Source organism: Actinoplanes sandaracinus (genome assembly GCF_030009775.1).
Taxonomy (GTDB): Bacteria; Actinomycetota; Actinomycetes; order Mycobacteriales; family Micromonosporaceae; genus Actinoplanes; species Actinoplanes sandaracinus.
This window is the reverse complement of sequence record NZ_JASCTH010000006.1, coordinates 98,277-123,568: the sequence shown is the minus strand read 5'-3', so window position 1 is coordinate 123,568 and position 25,292 is coordinate 98,277. Positions and strand designations below refer to the sequence as shown.

At 68.9% G+C, this 25,292-nt stretch carries 21 protein-coding genes; 14 read left to right on the top strand and 7 right to left on the bottom strand.

What is annotated here, in order from left to right:
- Positions 1-41: 41 nt before the first annotated feature.
- Both QLQ12_RS10910 and QLQ12_RS10905 read right to left on the bottom strand, forming a co-directional pair.
- Positions 42-2,837, bottom strand: coding sequence for a transglycosylase domain-containing protein (locus QLQ12_RS10910; RefSeq protein WP_282759104.1), 2,796 nt, complete (start codon positions 2,835-2,837; stop codon positions 42-44).
- 103 nt (positions 2,838-2,940) lie between these two features.
- The gene (locus QLQ12_RS10905; protein ID WP_282759103.1) at positions 2,941-3,408 is read right to left on the bottom strand and encodes a DUF5318 domain-containing protein; all 468 of its coding nucleotides are present in this window, start codon (positions 3,406-3,408) and stop codon (positions 2,941-2,943) included.
- A gap of 158 nt (positions 3,409-3,566) precedes the next feature.
- Here QLQ12_RS10905 and QLQ12_RS10900 point away from each other — a divergent pair, with 158 nt between their 5' ends.
- Positions 3,567-4,235: a PadR family transcriptional regulator gene (locus tag QLQ12_RS10900; protein ID WP_282759101.1), complete on the top strand. Its 669-nt coding sequence runs from the start codon at positions 3,567-3,569 to the stop codon at positions 4,233-4,235.
- Between the two features lie 20 nt (positions 4,236-4,255).
- The gene (locus QLQ12_RS10895; RefSeq protein ID WP_282759392.1) at positions 4,256-5,335 is read left to right on the top strand and encodes an inositol-3-phosphate synthase; all 1,080 of its coding nucleotides are present in this window, start codon (positions 4,256-4,258) and stop codon (positions 5,333-5,335) included.
- Between the two features lie 88 nt (positions 5,336-5,423).
- On the opposite strand, the gene QLQ12_RS10890 is transcribed toward QLQ12_RS10895, so the two are convergent.
- Positions 5,424-5,879 carry a methylated-DNA--[protein]-cysteine S-methyltransferase gene (locus tag QLQ12_RS10890; RefSeq protein WP_282759100.1) on the bottom strand — a complete coding sequence of 152 codons (456 nt, stop codon included), beginning with the start codon at positions 5,877-5,879 and terminating at the stop codon, positions 5,424-5,426.
- A gap of 116 nt (positions 5,880-5,995) precedes the next feature.
- Here QLQ12_RS10890 and QLQ12_RS10885 point away from each other — a divergent pair, with 116 nt between their 5' ends.
- Together QLQ12_RS10885 and QLQ12_RS10880 are read left to right on the top strand one after the other, a co-directional pair.
- On the top strand, positions 5,996-6,508 hold the full coding sequence (locus QLQ12_RS10885) for a SigE family RNA polymerase sigma factor (RefSeq protein WP_282759099.1): 513 nt from the start codon (positions 5,996-5,998) through the stop codon (positions 6,506-6,508).
- On the top strand, positions 6,505-7,668 hold the full coding sequence (locus QLQ12_RS10880) for a WD40 repeat domain-containing protein (RefSeq protein WP_282759097.1): 1,164 nt from the start codon (positions 6,505-6,507) through the stop codon (positions 7,666-7,668). Before QLQ12_RS10885 ends, QLQ12_RS10880 begins: the two co-directional genes overlap by 4 nt.
- Here the strand turns inward: QLQ12_RS10880 and QLQ12_RS10875 are convergent, their stop codons facing one another.
- Positions 7,669-9,099 (bottom strand): CCA tRNA nucleotidyltransferase, encoded by a 1,431-nt coding sequence (locus QLQ12_RS10875; RefSeq protein WP_282759096.1) that lies wholly within the window; start codon positions 9,097-9,099, stop codon positions 7,669-7,671.
- A 103-nt stretch (positions 9,100-9,202) separates the two neighbouring features.
- Between QLQ12_RS10875 and QLQ12_RS10870 the strand changes: the two genes are divergently transcribed.
- The 8 genes from QLQ12_RS10870 to QLQ12_RS10835 all read left to right on the top strand — a co-directional run bounded on the left by QLQ12_RS10870 (position 9,203) and on the right by QLQ12_RS10835 (position 18,123).
- Entirely contained in the window at positions 9,203-10,081 is an 879-nt protein-coding gene (locus tag QLQ12_RS10870; protein WP_282759095.1) for a hypothetical protein, read from the top strand.
- A 49-nt stretch (positions 10,082-10,130) separates the two neighbouring features.
- The gene (gene murJ / locus QLQ12_RS10865; protein WP_282759093.1) at positions 10,131-11,858 is read left to right on the top strand and encodes a murein biosynthesis integral membrane protein MurJ; all 1,728 of its coding nucleotides are present in this window, start codon (positions 10,131-10,133) and stop codon (positions 11,856-11,858) included.
- 229 nt (positions 11,859-12,087) lie between these two features.
- Entirely contained in the window at positions 12,088-13,632 is a 1,545-nt protein-coding gene (locus QLQ12_RS10860) for a protein kinase family protein (protein ID WP_282759091.1), read from the top strand.
- 233 nt (positions 13,633-13,865) lie between these two features.
- Positions 13,866-14,546, top strand: a complete 681-nt coding sequence (gene sigM, locus QLQ12_RS10855) for an RNA polymerase sigma factor SigM (RefSeq protein WP_282759090.1) — start codon at positions 13,866-13,868, stop codon at positions 14,544-14,546.
- The gene (locus tag QLQ12_RS10850) at positions 14,543-15,457 is read left to right on the top strand and encodes a hypothetical protein (RefSeq protein ID WP_282759088.1); all 915 of its coding nucleotides are present in this window, start codon (positions 14,543-14,545) and stop codon (positions 15,455-15,457) included. The genes sigM and QLQ12_RS10850 overlap by 4 nt, the downstream gene beginning before the upstream one ends.
- 126 nt (positions 15,458-15,583) lie before the next feature.
- Positions 15,584-16,543: a thioredoxin-disulfide reductase gene (trxB, locus tag QLQ12_RS10845; protein ID WP_282759087.1), complete on the top strand. Its 960-nt coding sequence runs from the start codon at positions 15,584-15,586 to the stop codon at positions 16,541-16,543.
- Between the two features lie 16 nt (positions 16,544-16,559).
- Positions 16,560-16,883, top strand: a complete 324-nt coding sequence (gene trxA, locus QLQ12_RS10840) for a thioredoxin (protein ID WP_282759086.1) — start codon at positions 16,560-16,562, stop codon at positions 16,881-16,883.
- Positions 16,884-16,971: 88 nt separating this feature from the next.
- Positions 16,972-18,123 (top strand): N-acetylmuramoyl-L-alanine amidase, encoded by a 1,152-nt coding sequence (locus QLQ12_RS10835; RefSeq protein WP_282759085.1) that lies wholly within the window; start codon positions 16,972-16,974, stop codon positions 18,121-18,123.
- Here the strand turns inward: QLQ12_RS10835 and QLQ12_RS10830 are convergent.
- Positions 18,120-18,779, bottom strand: a complete 660-nt coding sequence (locus tag QLQ12_RS10830) for a GNAT family N-acetyltransferase (RefSeq protein WP_282759084.1) — start codon at positions 18,777-18,779, stop codon at positions 18,120-18,122. The two genes, QLQ12_RS10835 and QLQ12_RS10830, sit on opposite strands and share 4 nt — an antisense overlap.
- Before the next feature lie 192 nt (positions 18,780-18,971).
- Here QLQ12_RS10830 and QLQ12_RS10825 point away from each other — a divergent pair, with 192 nt between their 5' ends.
- Entirely contained in the window at positions 18,972-20,285 is a 1,314-nt protein-coding gene (locus QLQ12_RS10825) for an aminotransferase-like domain-containing protein (RefSeq protein WP_282759083.1), read from the top strand.
- A gap of 8 nt (positions 20,286-20,293) precedes the next feature.
- Positions 20,294-21,256: a D-alanine--D-alanine ligase family protein gene (locus QLQ12_RS10820; protein WP_407651455.1), complete on the top strand. Its 963-nt coding sequence runs from the start codon at positions 20,294-20,296 to the stop codon at positions 21,254-21,256.
- A 78-nt stretch (positions 21,257-21,334) separates the two neighbouring features.
- Here QLQ12_RS10820 and QLQ12_RS10815 read toward each other — a convergent pair whose 3' ends face one another.
- The gene (locus tag QLQ12_RS10815; RefSeq protein ID WP_407651464.1) at positions 21,335-21,988 is read right to left on the bottom strand and encodes a hypothetical protein; all 654 of its coding nucleotides are present in this window, start codon (positions 21,986-21,988) and stop codon (positions 21,335-21,337) included.
- A 2,827-nt stretch (positions 21,989-24,815) separates the two neighbouring features.
- Entirely contained in the window at positions 24,816-25,034 is a 219-nt protein-coding gene (locus QLQ12_RS10810) for a hypothetical protein (protein WP_282759080.1), read from the bottom strand.
- Positions 25,035-25,292: the final 258 nt, after the last annotated feature.

Sequence of the window (25,292 nt, the reverse complement as noted above, 5' to 3'; positions counted from 1 at the left end):
GGCGCCCACCATGAGGTGGGCGCCGCTTTCAGGCCGGAGCGTCAATCGCCGTCGTTGTTGCCGCCGCCGCCGTCGTTGTTACCGCCGCCGCCGTCGTTGTCGCCGTTGTTGTTGCCGTTGTTGTTGTTGTTGTTGTTACCCACGTTGCCGGGGTTGGCGGTGTTACCGGGGCCGCCGGCAACCTGGCAGAGCGGGTTGTTCGGGTCGATCTGGCAGAAGCCGCTGTTCGGATCGATCGGCGGCGTGACGACGACCGGCTTCGTGCCGTTGCCCTTGCTGGCGTCGCCCGTCTTCTGGCGTTCGGGGAATTTCTCCTCGTCCCACTTCATCGCCTCGGCGGTGGTCTCGATGAATTCTTCCCAGATCGCGGCGGGCGTGCCGGAGCCGAACATGTTGCCGCCGTCCTTCTCCTTGAGAGGAACGCGCTCACCGGCGCCGCCGACCCAGACGGTCGCCGCGAGCTGCGGGATGCCACCGACGAACCAGGTGTCACCGCTCAGCCGCTTGTTGCCGACCTTGATCTCCCAGGTGCCACTCTTGCCGACCGACTCCCGGCCGTTGATCGTGTTGCCGGCCGCCACCGGAATCCTCTTCAGCACGCCGAGAAGGTCGGACATCTGGTCGGCGGCGAAGACCCGCTTGCCCTTCTGCGGGGCGGTGTAGAGGATCTTCTCCTCGCCGGTGGTGGGGTCGCGCTGCTTGACCTGCTTGACGAAGTGGGCATCGTGCTTGACGCCGCCGTTGACGAGGGTGGCGACACCCTGCGCGTGCTCGAGCGGCACAACGCGGTACTGGCCGAAGGCGACCTCGCGGTCGAAGCTGCTCTTCATCCTGCTGGCTTCGGCGTCTTTCAGGTTGATCATCTTGCCCTTGTCGGTCCACATGGTGCCCACGCCCGCGTCACGGGCCGCCTCGATGACCTTGTCCTGACCGAGGGAGTCGGCGATCCAGTAGAACGGGAAGTTGTACGACTTGACGGTCGCCGTCTCCAGGTCGCAGTACGTGTTCTTGCCACCACAGATGGTCCCGGGGTCCGCGCCGGCGTTGCTGATCGTGTCGCCGTTCTCCTTCTTCTTGGTCGCGTCCCAGACCGAGTCGAAGGAGATGTCCGCCTTGAGGCCGGCCGCCAGCGTGTAGATCTTGAACGTCGAGCCCGGCGACTGTCCGCCGCTGCCGTCGTCGGGGAGGCCGCTGCCGTCACCCTTCATGTAGCCGCCGTAGTCGATGCCGGTCGGGTCGTCACCGCCGTAGTACCCGAGCACCTCGCCGTTCTTCGGGTTCACGCCGATCACCGCGGCCTGGTACGACTCGGGGCGCTCGTACAGCGGGGAGGTCTTGCTCAGCCGTGAACCGGCTTTCTCCGCTGCCGCCTGAACCTTCGGGTTGATCGTGGTGGTGACCGTGTAGCCGCCCTTGTTCAGCTTCTCCTCGTTGATGCCGAGCTTGTTCAGCTCGTAGATCACGTGACGCATCACCATGCCGACGGGCTTGCCCTCGGCGTTGTTCTTGCTGTTCGCGGTGGCCTTCTCGACCGTGGGGTACTGACGCTTGTCGTACTGCTCCTGGGTGATCGCACCCATTTCGAGCATGTTCTTGAGCGTGTACTCCCACCGCTCTTGGGCATCGACGCGGTTGACATCCGGGTCGTAGCCCTTGTGCGTGGCGGTCGCGTATGGCTGCTTGATGATCGAGGCGAGCACCGCGGCCTGGTAGGGGTTGATCTCGTTCTTGGAGCCCTCGATCACCGAGGCCTTGAAGTAGCCCTGGGCGGCCGACTCGACCCCGTAACGGCCCCGGCCGAGGTCGATGAAGTTCAGGTACATGCCCATGATCTCGGCTTTTTCGTACTCCGACTCCAGCTTGCGGGCGATCACCGCCTCACGCAGCTTGCGGCTGTAGCTGATGTCTTTCTCACGAGCGACGTGCCGCGCGTACTGCTGGGTGATGGTCGAGGCGCCCTGCAACTCGCCGCCGGTGAAGTTGTTCCACGCGGCGCGGGCGATGCCCTTCATGTCGATGCCGTTGTGGTTCCAGAAATTCTTGTCCTCGGCGGCGGCGGCAGCGTTCTGCATCGTCTTGCTGATCTGCTGGTACGGCACGTTGATGCGAGGCTCGCCGGTCCTCTGCAGGATCTTGTTGTCGGCGGTGAGGATCGTGTTCATCTGATCCTCGGCCTTCGGCGTGGGCAGCTTGATGTCGTCGAAGAAGTAGGTGCCACCGACGATGCCGACGCCGAGCATGATGACCAGCACGGCAGCGGCCGCGGTCAGGACGTTGGCACGACGGTACTTCTTGGCGGCCTTGCTCTTGCCCTTTTTGCCGCCGCCGGAGGAGCCCCCCGAGCCACCTGAGCCACCGCCCGGACCACCGGGGCCACCCGGGCCGCCCGGCCCGATGGGCGGCACCGAAGCCCGGCCGCCGATCGGGGCCGACCCGACGGAGGCGCGGCCACCGACGGAAGCGGAGCCCACCGAGGCGCGGCCCGGTGTGGCCGATCCCACGGCTGCGCGGCCACCGGCGGGGGTGGCGCCCACGGAGGCACGACCAGGGGTCGCCGAGCCCACCGCGGCGGAGCCGACGGAGGCGGCGCCGACGGAAGCGGAGCCCACCGACGCCCGGCCGGGCGAGGCGGAGCCGGATGGGCGCCGGTAAGCGCCCGGACCCGGCCGGGCCTCGTCGACTGGTTCGCCGCCAGGAGTGGAAGCAGCGGACGGCCCGGGTACCTGTACCCGGGCTCGTGCTGACTGCGAATCGCCGTACGCGTTCATTCCCTCACACCTACCGGTCGCGGGGGCGCGGTCGGGAGGCCCGGACAGGCCGTCCCCACACTGCGCCACGAGCGGGCGTTGGCGGCTGCGGTCCCGGCAGCCCCCTTGTCTTGTGTCTGCGATGACCGGATTCCGGTCTCGAACTCGTACACGTTAGCGAGATCCAACCGGTTCATCGCCGGCCCTCCCCGCTGTGTGACGACTGCCCCGAACGGTGGGATCCCCCACCACCGGACGAGACCATAACCTCATTACGCAACGAATCCTCGGCAGCGAGACCGTCGCGACCGAGAACGAACCTCTCGATGAGGTGGTTCCAGGAGCAGGAACGGCACACCTCGACGACGAACACCTGGACCTCACGCAGCGTCATCGCCAGCACCGTGAGCTCGGACAACTTCCGAGCCTGGCCGGCGGACTGCTTGAGCTCGTCGCCATAGACGTAGTGCACCAGTGTCAGGTTGTCCCGGCGGCAGATCGGGCACCGCTCGTCGGTCGGCTCGCCGTGGAAGGTGGCGGCGTTTCTCAAGTAAGGAGAGGCGTCGCAGACCTCGAGTGTGCCGATCCGGCCGTTTCGCACGTCACGCAGGACCGCTCGCCTCTGTAGCGAGTAGTCGACGATCTGCCGCTGCGTGCGCATGGCGAGAAGAGTACGCGGTCCTCGCGTCCCCGGCGACAGCCATCACACAGCGTGGCGCGACGCTCGCGGAGGATGTCCGAGTTGCGGACCTGACCGGGTCGATCTACGGTTGCGATGTATCGGGCCGATACATCGGGACAGACCTGGGAGGAGGGCCCATGCTGGAGATGGCGATCCTTGGCCTCCTACAGGAAGCCCCGATGCACGGGTACGAACTCCGCAAGGAACTCGCCACCAAACTCGGGACACTTCGTGCCGCGATCAGCTATGGCACTCTTTACCCGACTTTGAAGCGGTTGAAGCTCGCCGGCTGGATCAGCGAGGCGGAGACCACGGAGACCAACAGCGACATCATTCCCCCGATGACCAGCAAGCGGGGGCGAGTTGTCTACAAGATCACCGCCGAGGGCAAGGAGCGGTTCGCCGCCCTTCTGACCCAAACCGGCCCGGAGACGTATGACGACGCCGGTTTCGGGGTGCACTTCACCTTCTTCTCGCGCACCGACCGCGCCACCCGCCTGCGCATCCTCGAGGGCCGGCGCCGGCGCATCGAGGAGCGGCGCGAGGGTCTCCGCGACGTGCTGACCCGGGCCGCCGACCGCCTCGACGCCTACACCCTGGAATTGCAGCGCCACGGGCTGGACGCCTGCGAGCGCGAGGTGCGCTGGCTCGAGGAACTGATCACCAACGAGCGTTCGGGCCGGACCCCTGCCTTCCGCCAACGCGCCGGTCTGACCGGCGCTCCCAATCCCGCTCCCGCCGTCGGTACGCCGACGGCGGGTGCGACACCCCCAGAAACACCGCGTCCACACCAGGACCGGCCGTGATGAACAAGGAGGCAAACGCGATGGGCTCCGTCCGCGTCGCCATCGTCGGTGTGGGTAACTGCGCCTCGTCCCTCGTGCAGGGCGTGGAGTACTACAAGAACGCCGACCCCAACGACCGCGTTCCGGGTCTCATGCACGTGACCTTCGGCGACTACCACGTATCGGACGTGAAGTTCGTCGCGGCGTTCGATGTGGACGCCAAGAAGGTCGGCATGGACCTCAGCGAGGCGATCGTCGCCAGCGAGAACAACACCATCAAGCTGACCGACGTGCCGCCGACCGGCGTCTCGGTGCAGCGTGGCCCGACCTTCGACGGCCTGGGCACCTACTACCGGGAGATCATCGAGGAGTCCTCCGCCGAGGTCGTCGACGTCGTGCAGGCTCTGCGTGACGCCGAGGTCGACGTGGTCGTCTCCTACCTCCCGGTGGGCTCCGAGGAGGCCGACAAGTTCTACGCGCAGGCCGCGATCGACGCCGGCTGCGCGTTCGTGAACGCTCTGCCGGTCTTCATCGCCTCCGACCCGGTCTGGGCGCAGAAGTTCACCGACGCCGGCCTGCCGATCGTCGGTGACGACATCAAGAGCCAGGTCGGCGCGACCATCGTGCACCGCGCGCTGGCGAAGCTGTTCGAGGACCGCGGTGTCGAGCTGCTCCGCACGTACCAGCTCAACTTCGGCGGCAACATGGACTTCATGAACATGCTGGAGCGCAACCGCCTGGTCTCGAAGAAGATCTCGAAGACCCAGTCGGTCACGAGCCAGATCCCGCACGAGATGATCAAGAGCGACGTGCACATCGGCCCGTCCGACCACGTGCCGTGGCTCGACGACCGCAAGTGGGCGTACATCCGCCTCGAAGGCCGTTCGTTCGGTGACACCCCGCTCAACGCCGAGCTCAAGCTCGAGGTGTGGGACTCCCCGAACTCGGCCGGCGTGATCATCGACGCGGTCCGCGCGGCGAAGATCGCCAAGGACCGCGGCATCGGCGGCCCGATCCTGTCGGCGTCGTCCTACTTCATGAAGTCTCCGCCGGTTCAGTACAGCGACCACGACGCCCACGCGGCCGTCGAGGCGTTCATCCGCGGCGACATCGAGAGCTGATCAGCCTCGACTGATGAAAAAGCCGGCCCACGTCGTGGGCCGGCTTTTCATATCCGCGCAGAAGGACGCCGACCGCGGCCGGACCGGTTCAGCCCCACGCCCGCCGCAGCGCCACGCCCGCCTCCAGCTCCAGCAGGATGCGCTTGCGGTCGAGCCCGCCGCCGAAGCCGACCATCTTGCCGCCGGCGCCGACCACCCGATGGCACGGCACGATCACCGGGATCGGGTTGCGATTGCAGGCCGTGCCGACGGCCCGGGCCGCTCCCGGGTCGCCCAGCGCGGTGGCGATCGCCCCATAGGTGATCATCTCGCCGTACGGGATGCGCGCGATCTCACCCCAGACCGCCCGCTCGAACGCCGATCCGCCGCGCAGGTCGAACGGCACGGTGAAGTCGGTGAGCTCGCCCATGAAGTAGGCCCGCAGCTGCTCAGCCGCCGGATGCTCGGCGGTGGCGCCGGCCGGCACGCCGAATCGCACGCCCACCACGGCGTCGCCGTCGACGGCGATGCCCAGCGGGCCGATCGGGGAGTCGATGACGAACATGCCTCCAGTCTGCCCCGCGGTGGCGAAGAACCCCGGCCGGGAAGAACCCCAGGCTGTGAGGAAGTCACATGCAAAGATCTGGATCCGCCGACCGTCTAGCCCGTCGGAGGTGATTGGTGAAGCAGTCACTCGAAGACGAGTTCACCGCGTTCGTCGCGGACAGGGGGCAGTCGTTGCTCCGGATCGCGCACGCTCTGACGGGGGACCGCGAGTCGGCGCAGGACCTGGTGCAGGGCGCGCTGGCCAAGGCGTACGCACGATGGCCCCGAATCCACGGGGACGCCGAGGCCTACGTACGGAAGATCATCTACAACGACCGGGCGTCCGCCTGGCGCCGGCCCGGACGCCGCAACGAGGTGACGGTCGCCGAGGTGCCGGACCGTGCCGCCGCCGGGCGGCACGACCAGGACGTGACTGACCGGATCGCGGTCCGGGAGGCCCTGTTGTCGCTGCCGGAGCGGCAGCGCGCCGTGCTGGTGATGCGTTATCTGGAGGACCGCTCGGTGGAGGAGACCGCCGAGGTTCTCGGCTGCCGCCCGGGGACGGTGGCCAGTCAGGCCTCCCGTGCCCTCAACAAGTTGCGCCTACTGGTCGGCGACCGGCCGGTGTCGATGGGAGGTGCCCGATGACGCGGTTGGAGGACATGGTGGGGGCTGCGGTCCGGGACCTGGCCGACAGCGCTCCGAACGCGCACGATCTCGCCTCGGTGGCCCGGGTGCGCGGGCGCCGGATCCGCCGCCGGCGGCAGGCGCTGCTGGGAGCGGCCGCGGTCGTGCTGGCCGGCGCGGTGATCACGCCCTACGCCGTCCTGGACGGGTGGAACGGCGGTCCGCGTCCGCAGCCGGTCGCCTCGGTCCCGCCGAGCACGGCTCCGGTGGTGCCGGTCCCGAGCACCGTGGCGACCGCCCCGGCGATCCGCAAGGACTGGTGGGCCGCTCCGGTGCGGCTGCCCGGTGATCTCGTGGTCACCTCGGTGGGCCGTCGCGAGGTGAACGGCCCGAACGGAGTGACCGCGGTCGCGCCGAAGACAGTGCAGGAGGGCAACGTCGCCCTGGACCGGAGCACCGGCCGCTACCGGGCCTTCTCGGGCGGCTACCAGGGCTTCGACGGCGCGCCGGCCGGCCGGTACGTCATGACCGATGACGGCATCACCGCCCAGATCGGCATCCTCGACTCGGTCACCGGCCAGACGCGCCAGCTCGGCCACGGCTCCGGCCGCGGCGTCGAATGGTCCGCGGACGGTAAGACGCTGCTGTTGTCGCTGCTGCGGGGCGGCGTGCGGCTCATCGACGCGAAGACCGGCGCCGCGGTGGACCGGGAGATGCCCGACGCGATCGCACTCTGCCCGTCCTACTGTAACTTCACCTGGCTGCCGGGCGGCGAGGAGATCGCCATCGCGCAGCGGGACCCGCGGGTGGAGCGGTCGGAGGCCCTGCCGGACACCGTCCGCGACATCAGGGTGTTCTCCGTGGCGACCGGGAAGCCGCTGCGCACGCTTCCGGTGCCGGGTGTGCCGGCCGGTTCGGCGGCCTGGTCACCGGACGGCCGCTACGTGGCTCTCCTGCCGGACGCCGCCGAGGAGGACGGCATCCGGATCGCCGAGGTGGCGACCGGCCGGATCGTCGCCACCTTGCCGCTCGTCGAGCAGGTGCGGTTCATCGCCGACGACCAGATCCTGACCGTGAGGGGTCTGGACGTCGGCGTCTACGACCTGACCGGGAAGCTGCGGCAGAGCAGCCGGCTGCCGCAGGACTTCCTCGGCCGGGGTATCTCCCTGGGCCGCGCCTAGTCAGGCGATGTGGCCCTGCTCACGGGCCCATTTGAGGAGTTCCGCCTCGGCCTCGTCGCGATCCAGCGGCCCCCGGTCGAGGCGGAGCTCTTTCAGGTGGCGCCAGGCCTGCCCGACGACCGGCCCCGGCGGCAGCCCGAGCAACTCCATGATCGCGTTGCCGTCCAGGTCGGGGCGGACCTTGGCGAGGTCCTCCTCGGCGGCGATCCGGGCGATCCGGTCCTCCAGCGCGTCGTAGTCGGCGGCCAGGCCCGCGGCCTTGCGCCGGTTACGGGTGGTGACGTCGGACCGGGTCAGCTTGTGCAGCCGGGACAGGAGCGGGCCGGCGTCGGTGACGTACCGGCGCACCGCGGAATCCGTCCACTCGCCCCGGCCGTACCCGTAGAAACGCAGGTGAAGGGCGACCAGCCCGACCACGTCGGTGGTCACGTCCTTGGGGTATTTAAGAGCTTTCATCCGCTGCTTGGTGAGCCGTGCGCCGACCACCTCGTGGTGATGGAAGCTGACCCGGCCGTCCCGGCCGACCGCTTTGGTGGCCGGCTTGCCGATGTCGTGCATGAGCGCGGCCATCCGCAGCACGAAGTCGGGGCTGTCGTCGCCTTCCAGCCGCATCGCGTTGCTGACCACGGTCAGGGTGTGCTCGTAGACGTCTTTGTGCTGGGCGTGCTCGTCGATCTCCAGTTTCAGTCCGGCGATCTCCGGCAGGAAACGGTCGGCGAGCCCGGTGTCGACCAGCAGCCGCAGCCCGGTGAGCGGGTCGGCGGCGCACATCAGCTTGGTGAACTCGTCCCGGATCCGCTCTGCGGTGATTCGGTCGAGATCGGCCGCCATGTCCGTCATGGCGGAGATGACCGCTTCATCCACTGTGAACCGGAGCTTCGCGGCGAACCGGGCGGCGCGCAGCATCCGAAGTGGATCGTCACCGAACGAGACCGCCGGTGCGGCCGGCGTGCGGATCACGCGTGCGGCCAGGTCCTGAAGCCCGCCGAACGGATCGGTGAACTCGTGCCCCGGCAGCGAAACCGCCATGGCGTTAATGGTGAAGTCGCGCCGCTCCAGGTCGTCGAGAAGGGACGAACCGTAGGAGACCACCGGGTTTCGGGTCACACCGTCATAGGCTTCCGCCCGGTACGTGGTGATCTCGATCCGCAGCCCGTCCTTCTGGATGCCGATCGTGCCGAACTCACGCCCGGTCTCCCAGATCGCGTCGGCCCAGCCGTTCACCACGGCGAGGGTCTGCTCCGGACGGGCGTCGGTGCAGAAATCGAGGTCGTCGTTGAGGCTGCCGAGCAGCGCGTCGCGGACCGACCCGCCGACCAGGTGCAGCTCATGGCCCGCGACGACGAAGCGGCCCCCGAGCTCATCGGCGACGGGGGACACGCGGAGCAGCTCGGCTACCGCTTTCTGCTGGGCGGAGTTCAACACAGACATGGGATGACCAGCCTATCTGGCCTCCGCTCCGCTCAAGGGCGCCGGGTGGGGCGTTCGGAGGGCGACCGTGGCACCCGGACCCGCCGCCGGGCAGGATGGCGCTATGCCCGTTTCCGAGGTGCTGTACCGCCTGTCCCATGACCCCGCCTTCTGGACCGGTGGGCTGTCCGGGATCGATGATCTCCCCGCGGAGCTGCACGTCTCCTTCCCTGTCGTGGGCGGATATGCGCTGGTCCTCGACATCGACCTGGCTTCCGGCGAGCGGCATCTCGGGCTCCGGCGACCCGCTTCCAGCGAGCCGGTCCAACTGGGCTGGGCTCCGGCCGAGGGGCCGTACCCGGCCGCGCTGCACTGGGGGGAACTGGAATCCTTCGCCCGGGTGATCGCCCTGTCCGATCCACTGCTGCCGCATCCCGGTCTGGTGGTGGCGTTGCTCTCACCGTTCGCGCCGGCCGTCGACGACGACGATCCGGCCACGATCGCGGCGGTGCGCGAGGCGGCGTACCGCTCTCTGCGCCGGGAGGTCACGGCGGCACTGCCGGCCGGCCCCGAGCAGGCTCCGCTGCCGTTCTTCGCGGACGAGCGGTGGTGGCCGGTTCCGGCGACACCGTCACCGCAGGTTCTGGACGAGGCCGCGATCGCCGCCCTGAGCGCCCCGGCCCCGGCGCGGCTCCATGTCCGCGCGGGTCACCGCTTCCCCCACGAGGACCTCTCCGATCTGGTACGCCGTACGACCGCCCTCCTCACCCTTCTTCCCCACCAGGAGTGGTACGCCGAAACGCGCCCCCTGGCCCGCCGGATCGCCGACTCCGGTGACCTGGCGGCGGTGCCGGCTCTCCTCGGCGCGCTGACCGAGTCCGGCTGCGATCATCCGACCGTGCTCGACGCGCTGAGTGAGCCCCTGGTCCCGCTGGAGGCATGCTGGATGGTGGAGACCCTGGCCGGCGCCGAGCCCGGCACCCTCCTGCGGCACCACGTCTGACTTCTGCGCTTATGGTGGCTCCAATATCGGTAGGGCTCTGGAGGCTTGGGTGAACGGCGGCCTGTACCGCAGCAAGCACGCGGCACCGGACGGACGGCCTCCGATGCAGGAGGGCGTCACCGTGGTCTCGGTGGACGGCCCGGCCCCGGGCGAGGAGCGGGCGCCGTCCGAGGACGGGAGCACCACCGGCCAGAGCGCGATCATGGCGGTCGGCAGCCTGGTCAGCCGGATCATCGGCTTCGTCCGTAACGCCCTGATCGGGATGGCCCTCGGCGGGGCGGTCGGTAACGCCTACACCAGCGCGCAGTTCCTTCCGGGCCAGATCTACGAGCTGCTGCTCGGCGGGGTCCTGTCCAGCGTGCTGATCCCGCTGCTGGTCCGGCGGCGCAAGAGCGATGCCGACGGCGGCGAGGAGTTCACCCGGAAATTGCTCTCCTTCGCCGTGGTCATGCTCGGGGTGGCCACCGTCCTGGTGGTGGCCGCGGCGTCGCTGATCACCGCGATCCAGGCCAGCGGCGACGCCGGCAACCACTACCGCGACCTGGTCACCAACTTCGCCTACCTGATCCTGCCTATCATCTTCTTCACCGGCGTGTCCGCCCTGATCGGCGCGGTCCTGAACGTCCGCGGGCATTTCGCCGCGCCGATGTGGGCGCCGATCCTCAACAACATCGTCGTCATCGCGGTGTGCGGGGTGTTCCTGCTGGTCTTCGGCGCCGAGAAGGAGCTGACCCCGGAGAACATCAGCCCCGCCCAGATCGCGCTGATGGGCGGCGGAACTCTGCTCGGCATGGTGGTCCAGACCGTTGGTCTGCTGCCGGCTCTGCGCAAGGTCGGTTTCCGCTGGGCCTGGCGCTGGGACCCGCGGTCGCTCGGGCTGCGCGAGATCGGCAACCTGGCCGGTTGGATGCTCTGTTACGTGGCCGCCAACCAGGTCGCGGTCTTCGCGGTGGTCCGGATCCTCAACGACTCCGGCGACGACAGCCCCGGCGCCCTGGCTTTCAACAACGTCTTCCTGCTCATGATGATGGCGCACGGCATCATCGGCGTCTCGGTGATGACCGCGCTGCTGCCGAAGATGAGCGCGGCCGCCGCCGAGGGCCGGTACGCCGAGATCAGCGAGGACCTGAGCCGGGGCATCAAACTGGTCACGGCGGCCCTGGCCCCGATCGTGGTGGTCTACGCGGTGCTGAGCGACCCGATCGCAGTCTTCCTCTTCCAGGGCGGCCGGATCACCAATGCCGACGCGCTGGCGATGGGCACGGTGCTGACCGTCGCCGCGTTCGCCGTGGTGCCCCTGTCGATCAGCTTCCTGTGCACCAACGCCTTCTATGCGCTGCAGGGCAACAAGACCGTCGCGTTGATCAACCTGCCGGTGGTGGCGGTCCGGATCGGCGCCTACTTCGCCTTCGCCGCGATCCTGGACGAGGCGCTGACGGCCGCCGGCATGACGGCCGCCAACGGCATCTCCTACCTGCTCTCCGCGCTGATCTCGCTGAGTGTGCTGCGGCGCCGGATCGGCCGGCTCAACCTGGGCTCGGTGTTCGCGGCGCTGTGCAAGGTGACGGTGGCCGCCGGAGTGGCCGCCGGAGTGGCTCTGCTGGTGGTGCGCCTGCTGCCGGGCTCGGGCGCGCCGGACGGCCGGATCGAGGCGATCACGCAACTCGCCGTCGGTGGCGTCGTGATCCTGACCGTCTACCTGAGCGTGGCGCTGCTCCTGCGCGTCGCCGAGGTCAGTCAGGTGGTCGCGATGGTGCGCCGGAAGATCAGCCGCTGATCACCCGATATCCCTCCTGAACAGGTGAATCCCGGCTGATCCGACACCGGATCGCCCGCTCCGGAGCGCTCAATACCGGTGCCGCGCCGGGGGGACGACCTGCCAGAGCATGGCCGAGTACGGGTATGGTCGGTGTCGGCATGGACGGCGGGAGCCCGCCGTCCCCGGTGCCGGGAAGCAGCGCCAACGATTTGCGAACGCCATGGAATGCACCACCGAGGGAGGACTGGTGACCCAGGTCGGCGAAGGCCACGAGACCGCGGCCGACGAGGCCGGACCGGTCTTGACCTTCGGTGCCCCCGCCGCCGGTGAGGTTCTGGCCGAGCGCTATCAACTGGAAGAGCACGTCAACAATGACAGTGCCGGCCGCCAGGTGTGGCGCGGCATCGACGTGATCCTCCGGCGACCGGTCGCTGTCGTGCTCAGGCACCCCGGCGGTGACTCCGCGACCGAGATGCTCCAGGCCGCGGTCGCCGCGAGCCGGGTGATCCACCCCAACCTCGCCGGCGTCTACGACGCCATCGACGAGGAAGAGCGGGCCTACGTGGTCCGGGAGTGGGTCGACGGCGAGTCGCTGCGTGACCTGGTCGGCGCCGAGGGCCCACTGGACCCGGCCCGGGCGATCACGATCGCGCGCTCGGTCGCCGACGCGCTCACCGCGGTGCACGCCACCGGCATGATCCACGGAAACGTGCATCCCGGCAGCACCCTGATCGCCGACGACAACCGGGTCGTGCTGGCCGACGCGCGAGCCGATGAGGCCGACAGCACCGAGCTCGACGTCCGTGCGGTCGGCGGCATCCTCTACTTCGCACTCACCGGTCACTGGCCGCACGCCGAGGTGGGTCGCTCCGCTCTGACCGACGCCAACCGCGACAGCGCCGGCAACCCGGCCGCCCCGCGGCAGATCCGGGCCGGCATCCCGGCGTACCTCGACGATCTCACCATGGACCTGCTCGACCGCCGGGTCGTCGCGCCCGCCTCCGACGCGCTCACCGCGGAGCTGGGCCGGCTCGACGCCGCCGCCGAGGACGAGGAGTACGAGGACGTCGGCCCGCTCCGCTTCGTGCAGGGCACCGCGTCGTCGAACGAGCCGATCCGCAGCGCACCCAAGATCCTGGTCGGTGTCGGCGCCCTGATCATCATCGCGATCATCGGCCTGGTCTTCGGCATCCGCGCGATCGGCGAGACGAGCAACAACAACAGCAGCAGCGGCGTCACCGGCACCACACCGACGAACGCTCCCGCCGGCGGCAACAACAGCAGCGCGCCACTTCCCGCGCCGGAGAAGATCGCACTCTCCGGAAGCATGGTGCGCCTGGTCGACGCGCCGCCGGGTGACCGCGTCGACGCCGCCGAGGCGAAACTGACCGTTGACGGCGACGCGGACACCGGCTGGTCGACCCAGACGTTCAACGCCTCCAAGTTCGGCGGCCTGAAGGACGGGATGGGCATCCTGATCAACCTGGGTCAGGCCCGCTCCCTCTCCGAGGTGCGGGTGCTGACGTCGGCGCCGGGCGCGACGATGGACGTGCGGACCGGCCCCGGCGACCCCGGCGACTCGTCGAACGGTGACAAGCAGCTGCTGGAACAGTTCACCTCGCTCAGCGACGAGAAGCCCGAGGGCGGCGCCGGAACGAAGTGGTACTTCACCGGTTTCGACCCGAACCAGAAGTACCAGTACGTCCTGGTCTTCCTGACCGCGCTGCCGAAAAGCGACGAGGGCCCCGGCTACAAGGTCAGCGTCAACGAGATCGAGCTGTACGGCTACTAGGGCCCACCTTCACGCGATAGCAGGGCCGGCTTCCTCAACGGAGGCCGGCCCTGCTTCGTTCGACGTCGCCCCCGGGCCTGATCTGCGCGAAGCTCTCAAACGCCCAGTACGGCCGTGACCACGGCACATCACGCTATTCGGTAACCGAGCTCACTATGATCTAAATCATGAATTCCTGTCGCATAGTGGAGTCCGTGTGCGCCGGGTTCGTGCCGGTGACATAGATTGCTGGCGTGAATCCCAGGGAGGTACCAACCGGTGCTCCCGGCGCGGCGAGCCCCGCGCCGAACGACGTCGAGCTGGTCCGTGCCCATGTCGCCGGTGACCCGGACGCGTTCGCCGAACTGGTCCGCAGGCATCGCGACCGTCTTTGGGCGGTCGCCCTGCGCACCATCGGCGACCGTGAGGAGGCCGCTGACGCGGTCCAGGACGCACTGCTGAACGCGCACCGCAACGCGGCCCGTTTCCGCGGTGACGCGGCTGTCACGACCTGGCTCCACCGCATCGTGGTGAACGCCTGCCTGGACCGGATCCGCCGGCGGCAGGCCCACCCGACCGTCCCGCTGCCCGACGGCAACCGCGACGAGGACCGTCCCACCGGCCCGGAACCGGTGGCACCGGCGCCCGACCACGAGACGGCGCTCGTGGTGCGGGCCGCCCTGGCGGCCCTGCCGGTCGATCAGCGGGCGGCGATCGTGCTGGTCGACGTCCAGGGCTACGGGGTGGCGGAGGCCGCCGTGATGCTCGGCGTGGCGGAAGGCACCGTGAAGAGCCGGTGCGCCCGGGGCCGGGCCCGGATGGCGACGGCCCTGGGATATCTGCGTGGGAACCGGAACGACGGCAAGACCGTCCCATCCACGTCGGAGGCGGCGAGTCCGCTGCCGACGGGATCTGAACGGAAGGAGCCGCGGTGACCGGCGCCGAGTTCGACGGGGTCGACCTCGACCTGCTCGCCGACTACGTCGGTGGCGCGTTGACCGGCACCCCTGACGAGGAGCGGGTGGCCGCTCTGCTGGCCGAGGATCCGGCCTGGCAGGCCGCCCACGAGGTGCTGGAGCCGGGCATGATCGCGGTCGGCGCCGCGCTGGGAGACCTGGAGCCGGAGCCGATGCCCGGCGATCTGGCGGCCCGGTTGGACGCGCTGTTCCGTGCACCCGCCGACTCCGCACCGGTCACCCCCGTCCCGTCTCTCACCCTGGCGCCCGCGGCTGACACGCCGGCCGCGCTCGAGCCCACTCCGGCCGTACCGGCAACGGTTGTGGATCTTGGAAAGGCCCGGCGGCTGCGACGGTGGGCCGCGCCGATCGCCGTGGCCGCCGCGGTGGTCGCGTTCGCCGGTTTCGGGGTCAGCCGGCTCGGCACGACGTCCGATACGTTGACCGACAGCGCCGCCGCGCCGGCGGCCGGGAAGAACGCCGCAGCGGCGCCGATGGTGGCGGTGGCGCCTCCGCCGGGCGCCGTGGCGCGCACCGGCGCCGACTACACCGAGGGCACGCTGCCGCAGGCGGCGGCGGGCGAGGCGGCGACCCCTCGGATGTTCGGCAGCAGCGAGCCCTCGGCAGTCACGGGAGCGGATACGGGGGGCGACCGGCTGGACGTCCTCGGCGGCACGGACGCGCTGGCGGCATGCCTGCAGGCCATCGCTGAGGAGAACAGCGGTGGAGCCATCGCGGTGGATTTCGTGGACTATGCCCGTTTCGAAGGCGCTCCCGCGCTGATCGTTCGTTTCAGCGCCGCCAACGGCACCTGGGTGTGGGCGGTGGGACCGGAGTGCGGCACGCCCGGCACGGGCGCCGACCCGGTCAAGCGACTCCCGGTACGCTGACCGAATTCCCCCGCGTGAGGTCGAACACCAGCGTGGGTCAGGGAATGGCGGAAGCCTGGCATGACGTTCTAGCGTGCAGTGTCGCCGGCCTAACGCGTTCGGCGAAAACAGACTGAGGAGTCGGCAGTGGACGAGGTCCGCAATCTGATCATCATCGGGTCCGGGCCCTCGGGCTACACCGCGGCGCTCTACGCGGCCCGCGCGAACCTGAAGCCTCTGGTGATCGAGGGCGTGCAGTCCGGCGGTGCGCTGATGACCACCACCGAGGTGGAGAACTTCCCCGGTCACCGCGACGGCATCATGGGTCCCGAGCTGATGGACAACATGCGCGCCCAGGCGGAGAAGTTCGGCGCCGAGTTCCTGACCGACGACGTGACCCGGGTCGAGCTGACCGACAAGCCGACCGAGGCCGGCACCGAGGGCCTCAAGACCGTCTGGGTCGGTGAGCAGCAGTTCTTCGCCCGCGCGGTGATCCTGGCGACCGGTTCCGCGTGGCGCCCGATCGGTGTGCCCGGTGAGCAGGAGCTGCTCGGTCACGGCGTGTCCTCGTGTGCGACCTGTGACGGGTTCTTCTTCCGCGGCCAGCACATCGTGGTGGTCGGCGGCGGCGACTCGGCGATGGAGGAGGCGACGTTCCTCACCCGGTTCGCCGAGACGGTGACGATCGTGCACCGGCGCGACAGCTTCCGGGCCAGCAAGGTCATGCAGAAGCGGGCGCTCGACAACCCGAAGATCAAGGTCGAGTGGAACACGGTCGTCGAGGAGATCCTCGGCGCCGACGGCAAGGTCGTCGGCGTCCGTTTGAAGAACGTGCAGTCGGGTGAGACCAAGGTTCTCGACGTCACCGGCGTCTTCGTGGCGATCGGCCACGACCCGCGCAGCGAGCTCTTCAAGGGCCAGATCGAGCTCGACGACGAGGGCTACGTGAAGGTGCAGTCGCCCAGCACCCGCACCAACGTCGTCGGCGTGTTCGCCGCCGGCGACCTGGTCGACCACACATACCGGCAGGCGATCACCGCCTCCGGCACCGGTTGTGCCGCGGCGCTGGACGCCGAGCGCTTCATCGCTTCATTCATAGAGCTGTAAGACCCGGGAGGTCCTTGTGGGAGCAACCAAGGCGGTCACTGACGCCACCTTCGCCACCGATGTGCTGCAGTCCGACAAGCCAGTGCTGGTGGATTTCTGGGCGGAGTGGTGCGTGCCCTGCAAGAAGGTCGACCCGCTGCTGGCCGAGATCGCCAACGAGATGGGCGACCAGGTGGAGATCGTCAAGGTCAACATCGAGGAGAACCCGCAGACCGCGATGGCGTACGGCGTGATGACCGTCCCCACCCTGACCATCTTCAAGGGTGGCGAGCCGTTCAACTCGGTGACCGGTGCCAAGCCGAAGAGCAGCCTGGTCAAGTTCATCGAGAGCGCGCTCTGACACGTCCGTGAACTACGCCCCGCGCCCCTTGTGGGACGCGGGGCGTAGTCTCCGGTAGGTCGTCCTTTCTCGCCCTAGGGAGTCGTGAGTGCGGTCCATCCGACGCGGAGACACCGGCGTGGCCGTTTCTGAGATCAGGTCGATCCTGGTCGGCCTGGAGTTGCTGGAAACGGCGGAGACCGACGTCTTCGACGAGGCGCTGGAGACCGCGGTCCGCGCCTTCCAGCAGAACCGCGGGCTCGGCATCGACGGCATGGTCGGCGACGAGACCTGGGGCGCGCTCGACGCGGCCCGCTGGCGGCTCGGCTCACGTAATCTCTTCCACTCGGTCCCTGACGCCCTGGTCGGCGAGGACGTGCGGGCGCTCCAGGAGCGGCTTCTGGAGATGGGCTATGACACCGGCCGGCCCGACACCGTCTACGGCGCCCGGACAGCCCGCGCAGTGGCCCAATTTCAGCGCGAGGTGGGCCTCGCCCCCGACGGCTCCTGCGGCCCGCAGACCATGAAAGCGCTGCGCCGACTCGGCCGCAAGGTGGTCGGCGGCCGCCCGCAGTGGCTGCGCGAGGCCGAGGCGTTCCGGCAGTCCGGCCCTAACCTGGTCGGCAAGACCATCGTCATCGATCCGGGTCACGGCGGCGGTGACGACACCGGCGTGCTGGTGCCCGACGGCCCGCTCCGGTGGAACGAGGCCGATCTCGTCTTCGACCTGGCCTCCCGCCTGGAGGGCCGGCTCTCCGCGGCCGGCATGCGGGTGCACCTGACCCGGGGCCCGTCCCCGGCCGCGCCGATGAGCGGCGCCGCACGGGCCGCCCTGGCCAACACCCTCGGCGCCGACCTGCTGATCTCCCTCCACCTGGACGGGCACTCGTCCCCCTCGGCGGAAGGCGTGGCGACATACCACTACGGCACCGGCAACGGGCTCAGCTCGACCGTCGGTGAGCGGCTCGCCAACCTGGTGCAGCGGGAGATCGTGGTCCGCACCGGCATGCACGACTGCCGGACCCACGCCAAAGGCTGGGACCTGCTCCGCCTCACCCGGATGCCGACGGTCCGGGTCGACCTCGGTTACCTGACCAACCCGGGCGACCGCGAGCGGCTGATCGACCCGATGTTCCGTGAGCAGATCGTCGAGGCGATGCTCGCCGCCGTCCAGCGGATGTACTTCCCGGTGGAGCGGGACGTCCCCACCGGGTCGATCGACGTGCGGCAGCTGCGGCTGGCGCTCGCCGAGAAGAGCTAGTTCTCGGCGGACCTGGTCGCCGTCACCGGGCGGACCGGGCGCAGCAGCGTCTCCGGGCTCATCGAGCCGAGCAGCTTCTCCAGCGCGTACTCGACGTCGGACTTCCAGGACAGGGCCGTCCGTAGCTCCAGCCGCAGTCGCGGATAGCGGGGGTGCGGGCGGATCGTCTTGAAGCCGACGGAGAGGAAGAAGTCCACTGGGGCGATGCAGGACGTCTCGTCGGTGTCGTCCGGCTTGGCGTCGCCGAACGCCTCGATCGCCTTCACTCCGCGTTTGGTGAGGTCGCGGGCCACCCCCTGCACCAGCATCCGGCCCAGGCCGCCGCCGGCGAATGCGGGCACCACCTTGGCCGTGGTCAGCAGTGCGGCGTCGGCGCTCACCGGGGAGGTCGGGAAAGCCATCCCGCGGGGCACGTAGGCGGGTGGCGCGTACATGACGAAACCGGCCGGCATCCCGTCGACGTAGGCGAGCTTGCCGCAGGAGCCCCACTCCAGGAGCGTCTGCGAGACCCAGGCCTCCTTCTCCAGGCCGGGATCACCGGTGGCGCAGGCCCGCTCCGCGGAGACCGGATCCAGTTCCCAGTACACACACTGCCGGCAGGGCCGGGGCAGGTCCTCGAGAGTGTCGAGGGTGAGGTTGACCAGGCGTCGCGACATGGCGGACCCCTTGCTCCCGCAGTTGACTCACGGACATGGACGGGTCTCCGCCGCGCCCCCGCCGAATCCTACGTCGGAACCACCATGAACGGGAGCAGGTCGGGCAAGTGCCGGAATGAGACGTCGGGGCCTCATGTCCCCTGTCCCGTCTAGGATCGGTGGATCCCGAGACTCGAATGAGGTGAGAGCCGCATGACCGGCACGACACAGGACGACTACACCGATCGGTACGCGCGACGCGTCCGAGGGATGACCACGTCCGAGATCCGCGCCCTCTTCTCCGTCGCCAGCCGCCCCGAGGTAGTCTCGCTGGCCGGCGGATCGCCGTACATCGCCGCGCTGCCACTGGATGCGGTCGGTGAGATGCTCGGCGAGCTCGCGGCGCAGCACGGCGCCACCAGCCTCCAGTACGGCATCGGCCAGGGCACCATCGACCTGCGCGAACGCATCTGCGAGGTGATGGCCCTCTCCGGCATCACCAACGCCTCCCCGGACGACGTGGTGGTCACTGTCGGTGGACAGCAGGCCCTCGACCTCCTGGCCCGGCTGTTCCTCGACCCGGGCGACGTGGTGCTCGCCGAGGGGCCGACCTACGTCGGCGCACTCGGCGTCTTCCAGGCCGCCCAGGCACAGGTTCGGCACGTGGCAATGGACGCCGAGGGCCTGATCCCGGCAGCACTCGAAGAAGCCATCGAGGCCACCGTGAGAGCCGGCCGCAAGGCCAAGTTCCTCTACACCATTCCGACGTTCCAGAACCCGGCCGGTGTCACCCTGTCGGGGGAACGGCGCGAGCAGGTTCTCGACATCTGTGAGCGCGCCGGACTGCTGGTGGTGGAGGACGATCCGTACGGCATGCTCGCCTTCGAGGGTGAGGCGCCGCTGCCGCTCCGGGCCCGCCGCCGCGATGGCGTCTTCTACGTCTCGACGTTCTCCAAGACCTTCGCACCGGGCCTGCGGGTCGGCTGGATCCTCGCGCCGCACGCCGTGCGGGAGAAGCTGGTCATGATGAGCGAGGCCAACGTGCTCTGCCCGAGCGCGTTCGCCCAGGGCGCCGTCACCAGATATCTGTCGACGATGCCGTGGCGCGAACAGATCAAGGTCTACCGGGAGATCTACCGCGAGCGCCGCGACGCCCTCCTCGGCGCACTGGAAGACCTGATGCCGGCCGGTACCACGTGGACCCGCCCGACGGGTGGCTTGTTCGTCTGGGTCACCCTGCCCGAGGGCCTCGACTCCAAGGCGATGATGCCGCGCGCCATCGCCGCGCGGGTCGCCTACGTGCCCGGCACCGGTTTCTACGCCGACGGCACCGGCCGCGGCAACATGCGACTGAACTTCAGCTTCTCCGCGCCGGACCGGCTCCGCGAGGGCGTACGCCGCCTCTCCGGCGTCATGGAGCAGGACCTGGCCATGCGCGCCGTCTTCGGCGGCGCCGCGCTGCAGCACACCCATCAGCGCCGCCGCGGCCCGGCCGCCGCGGACGCTCCCGGTCCCGACTTGGCATGATCACAGGCATGGGTACGCGTGACGAAGTGCGAGTTCTGGTCCTGGCCGGCGGGCTCTCCTACGAACGGGACGTGTCGCTGCGTTCCGGCCGTCGGGTGCTCGACGCGCTCCGGTCCACCGGCCTGACCGCCGAACTCCACGACGCCGACGTGTCCCTGCTCCCGGCGCTCCAGGCCGACCCGCCGGACGCGGTCGTGATCGCCCTGCACGGCGCCACCGGTGAGGACGGCTCGCTGCGCGGGGTCCTCGACCTGTGCGGCGTTCCCTACGTCGGCGCCGACGCCCGGACGGCCCGCCTCGCCTGGGACAAACCGTCCGCGAAATCGATGCTGCGCGAAGCCGGCATCCCCACGCCGGACTGGGTGGCGCTGCCGCACGACCGGTTCTCCGAGCTGGGTGCGGTCGCGGTCCTCGACCGGATCGTCGACCGGCTCGGACTGCCGCTCATGGTGAAACCGGCGCAGGGCGGTTCCGGTCTGGGGGCCGCCGTGGTCCGGGACGCTTCCGATCTGCCGGCCGCGATGGTCGGCTGCTTCGCATACGACTCAACCGCCCTGGTCGAGCAGTACGTGACCGGCACCACCGTGACAGTCTCGATCGTCGACCTGGGAACCGGCCCGGAGACCCTGCCGATCGTCGAGATCGTGCCCCGCGACGGGGTCTACGACTACGCGGCCCGCTACACGGCCGGGCTGACCACCTGGCATGTGCCGGCCCGGCTGGAGCCCGAGGTCGCGGCCCGGGTGTCGGAGACGGCGCTCACGGCGTACAAAGCCCTGGGTCTGCGCGACCTCTCGCGCATCGACCTCATCGTGTCGGACGACGGCGAGCCGCACGTGCTGGGGTGCAATGTGTCGCCCGGGCTGACGGAGACGTCGTTGTTGCCGCTGGCGGTGCAGGCTGCCGGGATTGATCTGGGAGCGGTGCTGAGCGCGCTGGTGGCGCGGGCGGTGGCGCGGGGGTCCCGCTGAGCGGTTGAACAACGCATGCGGGCCCGGCGGATTCCGCCGGGCCCGCATGTTTCGCTCTCTGCTGGTTTCGTGGTGCCTTCAGCTCTCTGCTGCTTCCACATCGCCGAGAGTTGTCGGACGGCGGCCGTCGGGCTCCGGATCCACACTGTCCGGGACGGCGAACGTGCCGGGTGACTCCCACTCGATGTGAGCCGGCTCAGCGTTGGCCTTGCCACCGAAATCGGCGAGCCAGGCGGCGACGAGAGCCAAACTCTCCCGCCATTGCGACTCGGGAACCACCGGCAGGATGTCGTCCCAGAGCGACAGGAAAGTGCCCCGCAGTTGCAGCCGACCGTAGGGCCGGGCCAGGAACCACATGTGCAGGTGCGCCGAGCCGTCTCCCCAGCGATTCACGTGGACCCGGGCCACTCCGTCGAGTGAACGGATCGCCCGTTCCAAGCGGACCGTCATGACGCCCAGTTCAGCGGCCAGCAGGTTCGGCAGGTCACCAAGGTCGAGGTGCGAACGGCACTCAAGGATGAGGACCATCGGCAGTCCGGTCGGCCGGTCCATGGCGCGGACGCGCCACCTCTCACTGACCCAGATGTACCCCTCGTCGGGTGTTCCACAGGCCACGCAATCGGAGCCGTCCTCACCGCTCCGTGGCGGTTCCACCTCCACCGGCGGGGCGAGCTTCTTGACCCGCATATCGCCCTCGAAGGGGAAGGAAGGCCAGCGAGTGAAGTCGGGCATGGGGGTGGTGTTCTCAGACACGTAGGGACCTTAGCCCAGCTTGCGAGGGGCTGTCCTGGGTCAATTTCGCACGACGGAGGGACCTCTCCATGTTGACGAGGATGAGAATGAGGCGTTCCACACACCCGCGCAGAAGTTATCCACAGGAGTTATCCACAGGCTCCCCCGTTTCACGTGAAACGCGACGTAGAACGCTTGCGCCCCCTGTGGATAGAGCGGTGGATGAGGCGTACGACATCGGTGTCGTTTCACGTGAAACCGGAGCAGTCTCAGAATCAACAGGCGCAACACACAGGTTGTGGATAGTGGCCTTCGCGCATGTCTGCTCACCCCGTTGCGTCCGGTCTGACTGTGGCGCGCTCGGGGGTGGGCCACCGATCGCTGCCTATGTCTGGCCGCATCGGTGGTCGGGGCACGCGGCGCCCTGGCGGGTCTGCCGTGCAACCGGCGTCGCGGGCTTTCGCCTCCAGTGGTAGGCGGAGTCGGCTACCGCGAGAGTTCCATCGAACTTCGATGAAAGGGTCGGTGCGCCCGGCGCCGCTCGGCGAGCTCTCCTGAGCTTTCCTCGCGTCTTCACGTCCGCGGGGTCCAGCCCATGCCGTTGCTTACGAGGCACCCCTCGCATGACGCGCCTCTTCGCGGGCGTCTAAGTGGCTGATTTGAATCCCCACTCAGTCGTCTCCGTATGACACGACCTGTACGACGCGGATCCGTCTGGCGCAGCTTTGCTTGTGCGGCCCTGCATGACCGGAACTGTCTGACCGGACCTGTGGACTGGTCCTACCTGAGCGGACCCTCTATGTGAGCGGCCCACCCTGACCGTGCCCGCTCCGTGGAGGCGCCCTCATGGCATGCCTCCGATGTGCAGGCGTAGAGACCACCCGGCGAGCACCTACGCGGAGGCGCTCGCGCAGATATGTGTGGTGGAGGCGCCAGCATAGAGACGACGGTGGGCCGGGTCTGCCCGAAAGCCTAGGCGCGAGGAGGCGCCGGATGCCTCTCTTGAGCACCTGGCACATCTTCAAGTCCCTCCGGGCCGTCCCCGCCTCGCAACGTGCCTTTCCCGGCCCTCGTCTTTACCCGCCGCCGCGTCATTGCCTTGGATCAAGGCCGTGCTCCCATCAGCATTGCCGGCGGGTCCCCATAAGCATTGCCGACTGGTCCACCCGCATTCCCGGCTCGGGCCGTGAGCACGCAGGTGTCACGCACGCAGCTTTCGCTCATCGGTTCTCAACTCGGCTAGACCGCCTTCGGTACCTTCCCTCCCCAGAAATAGCTCCAGGCCGCAGGGTGGTTGCTTGCTCGCCGGACCTCGGATCGGCAGGGTCTGCCCTCGGCTCAGGCAGACCTGTACCTGGACGTTTTCATGTCGGCTCCGTACCTGGACGCTTCATGTCGACTCAACCGCCTCGACACTCAAGGGCCTCCTTCTCAATAGCCTTCTTCGACATCGGAGAGAGTTCCCCTTAAGCCCGTCACGGCCACCCGTTCTGTTCATCGCGTCAGACTTCTACTCACGGGCCTCGGCTTCTCGGTTCGGACCACCGGCAGAACCGGAACCTTTCCACGTGCCAGGTCGCCCTCGGCTACCCAAGGCGCTCCCCGAAGCGCTGTGGAGAACGCTCCAGGACCGAAGTAATGAACGCCAGCAAGCGGACCACCTCAAACCAGCTGCCAACGACGAACGCAACAGGATGCCCAACCTCAAGCCTGCCAACGCCAGAGCCGTCAGAAGCGGCAGACGTACCTCAGCCGCGATGGAAGTCAGCGCCCAGCCCTGTACCAAAGAACGCCGCGATTCCTCCGGTCCACCACAGCGGCCGGCGGCCTGGCCTCACCCCCTAAGGCACTTGCCCCGCAACCCACGGCCCCGGCCCCCAGCCTCCGCAAACGACGACAGCGGCGGCACTGATGGCACGCGAGGGCGGGGCCGGGGCGGTGGCAGCAGCGGCGGTGACGGTGGCGGAGACGCAGGCCGGGCGGCAGGGTCCGGGCAAGGGCAGCGTCAACGGACCAGAGCGAAGGCGGCAGAGCGAAGGCGGCAGAGCACCGGTTCGCTACGACGAACTAACTACGGGGACTATTCGGTCGGCATCGGAGGAGCGCGGCGACCGCCACGGATGGCACCGACAGCCGTAGTGGGCTACCTCAGCGCGAGTGTCTAGGCCGTCATGGCTATTGGCTCGGCTGTGAGCAACACGTGCGGGGTCACGTGTGCCCGCTGCCAGAGACCGGCACGTTTCACGTGAAACCAGATCGGGCATCGGACTATAAGCCGGACCCGGTTTCACGTGAAACGGAGGACGAAGTCGCGCCACGGATCCTCTAGGTCGTCTCCCGCTGAGGAGCACAGACGGACCCTTGTGGGCTGACGGCGGCAACCTCTCGTGCGTGACCCCTGCCACCGCGTGGTTCCTCGACGAATCCCCATAACCAAAACGCTCACGCCGCAACGTGACTCCCACCCTCCAGATGAGGGCCCGCCTCGGCGACCGCCACTCGGCCGCTCAGCCGGCCAGCTCCAACAGCCGTCGTGCAGCGAGCGATTCCAAGAGCCCTCGCGTGGCGAGCAATCCCGACAGCAGTCGAGCAACTAGCGGCACCTACATCCCTCGCACACGGGCGATCGCCTCCTCCTCGCATCGCCCGCACGCCCCATCTGGTTTCGCGCCGCCCTGTCCCGCCCGCCCATCGCCCCGATTCCCGCGGCCTGCCTCATGCCTTAGTCCTGTCTCCAGCCAAGCCATGCCGTGCGCCTCGTCCCACATATCGCACCAACGCCCCAGCCCGTCCTTGTGCACGGGCCCGGCTCTCCCTGCACTCCGCCTTACGTCGGCTCGCTTCGCATCCCGCCTCGTTTCACATCGAGAGCGCGCGGCTCAAATTCGCATGGCGAGAAGAAGGCCACCGCCACCGCCACCGCCACCGCCACCGCCACCGCCACCGCCACCGCCACCGCCACCGCCACCGCCACCGCCACCGCCACCGCCACCGCCACCGCCACCGCCACCGCCACCGCCACCGCCACCGGACGGTTGAACCACACCCGCGACATGATCGCCAGGGCCAGGCTGATTCGGCTTTACGCAGCAACGCCGCCTGAGCCGGCTACCTCGGAAAGGCGCATTCCAGCTCCAACTCTGGAATCCAACGGGGTTGGCAATCACCAGACCGCGTCCCTATGACGCCACTGCTGCAGACGGCATCGTTCAACAGATCTCATCCGCGACGGCACCTGGACCTCATCCGTGTGGCTGCCGCCAAGCGACAACGGAAGCCCATGCCACTGCAGGGGATCTTCGGC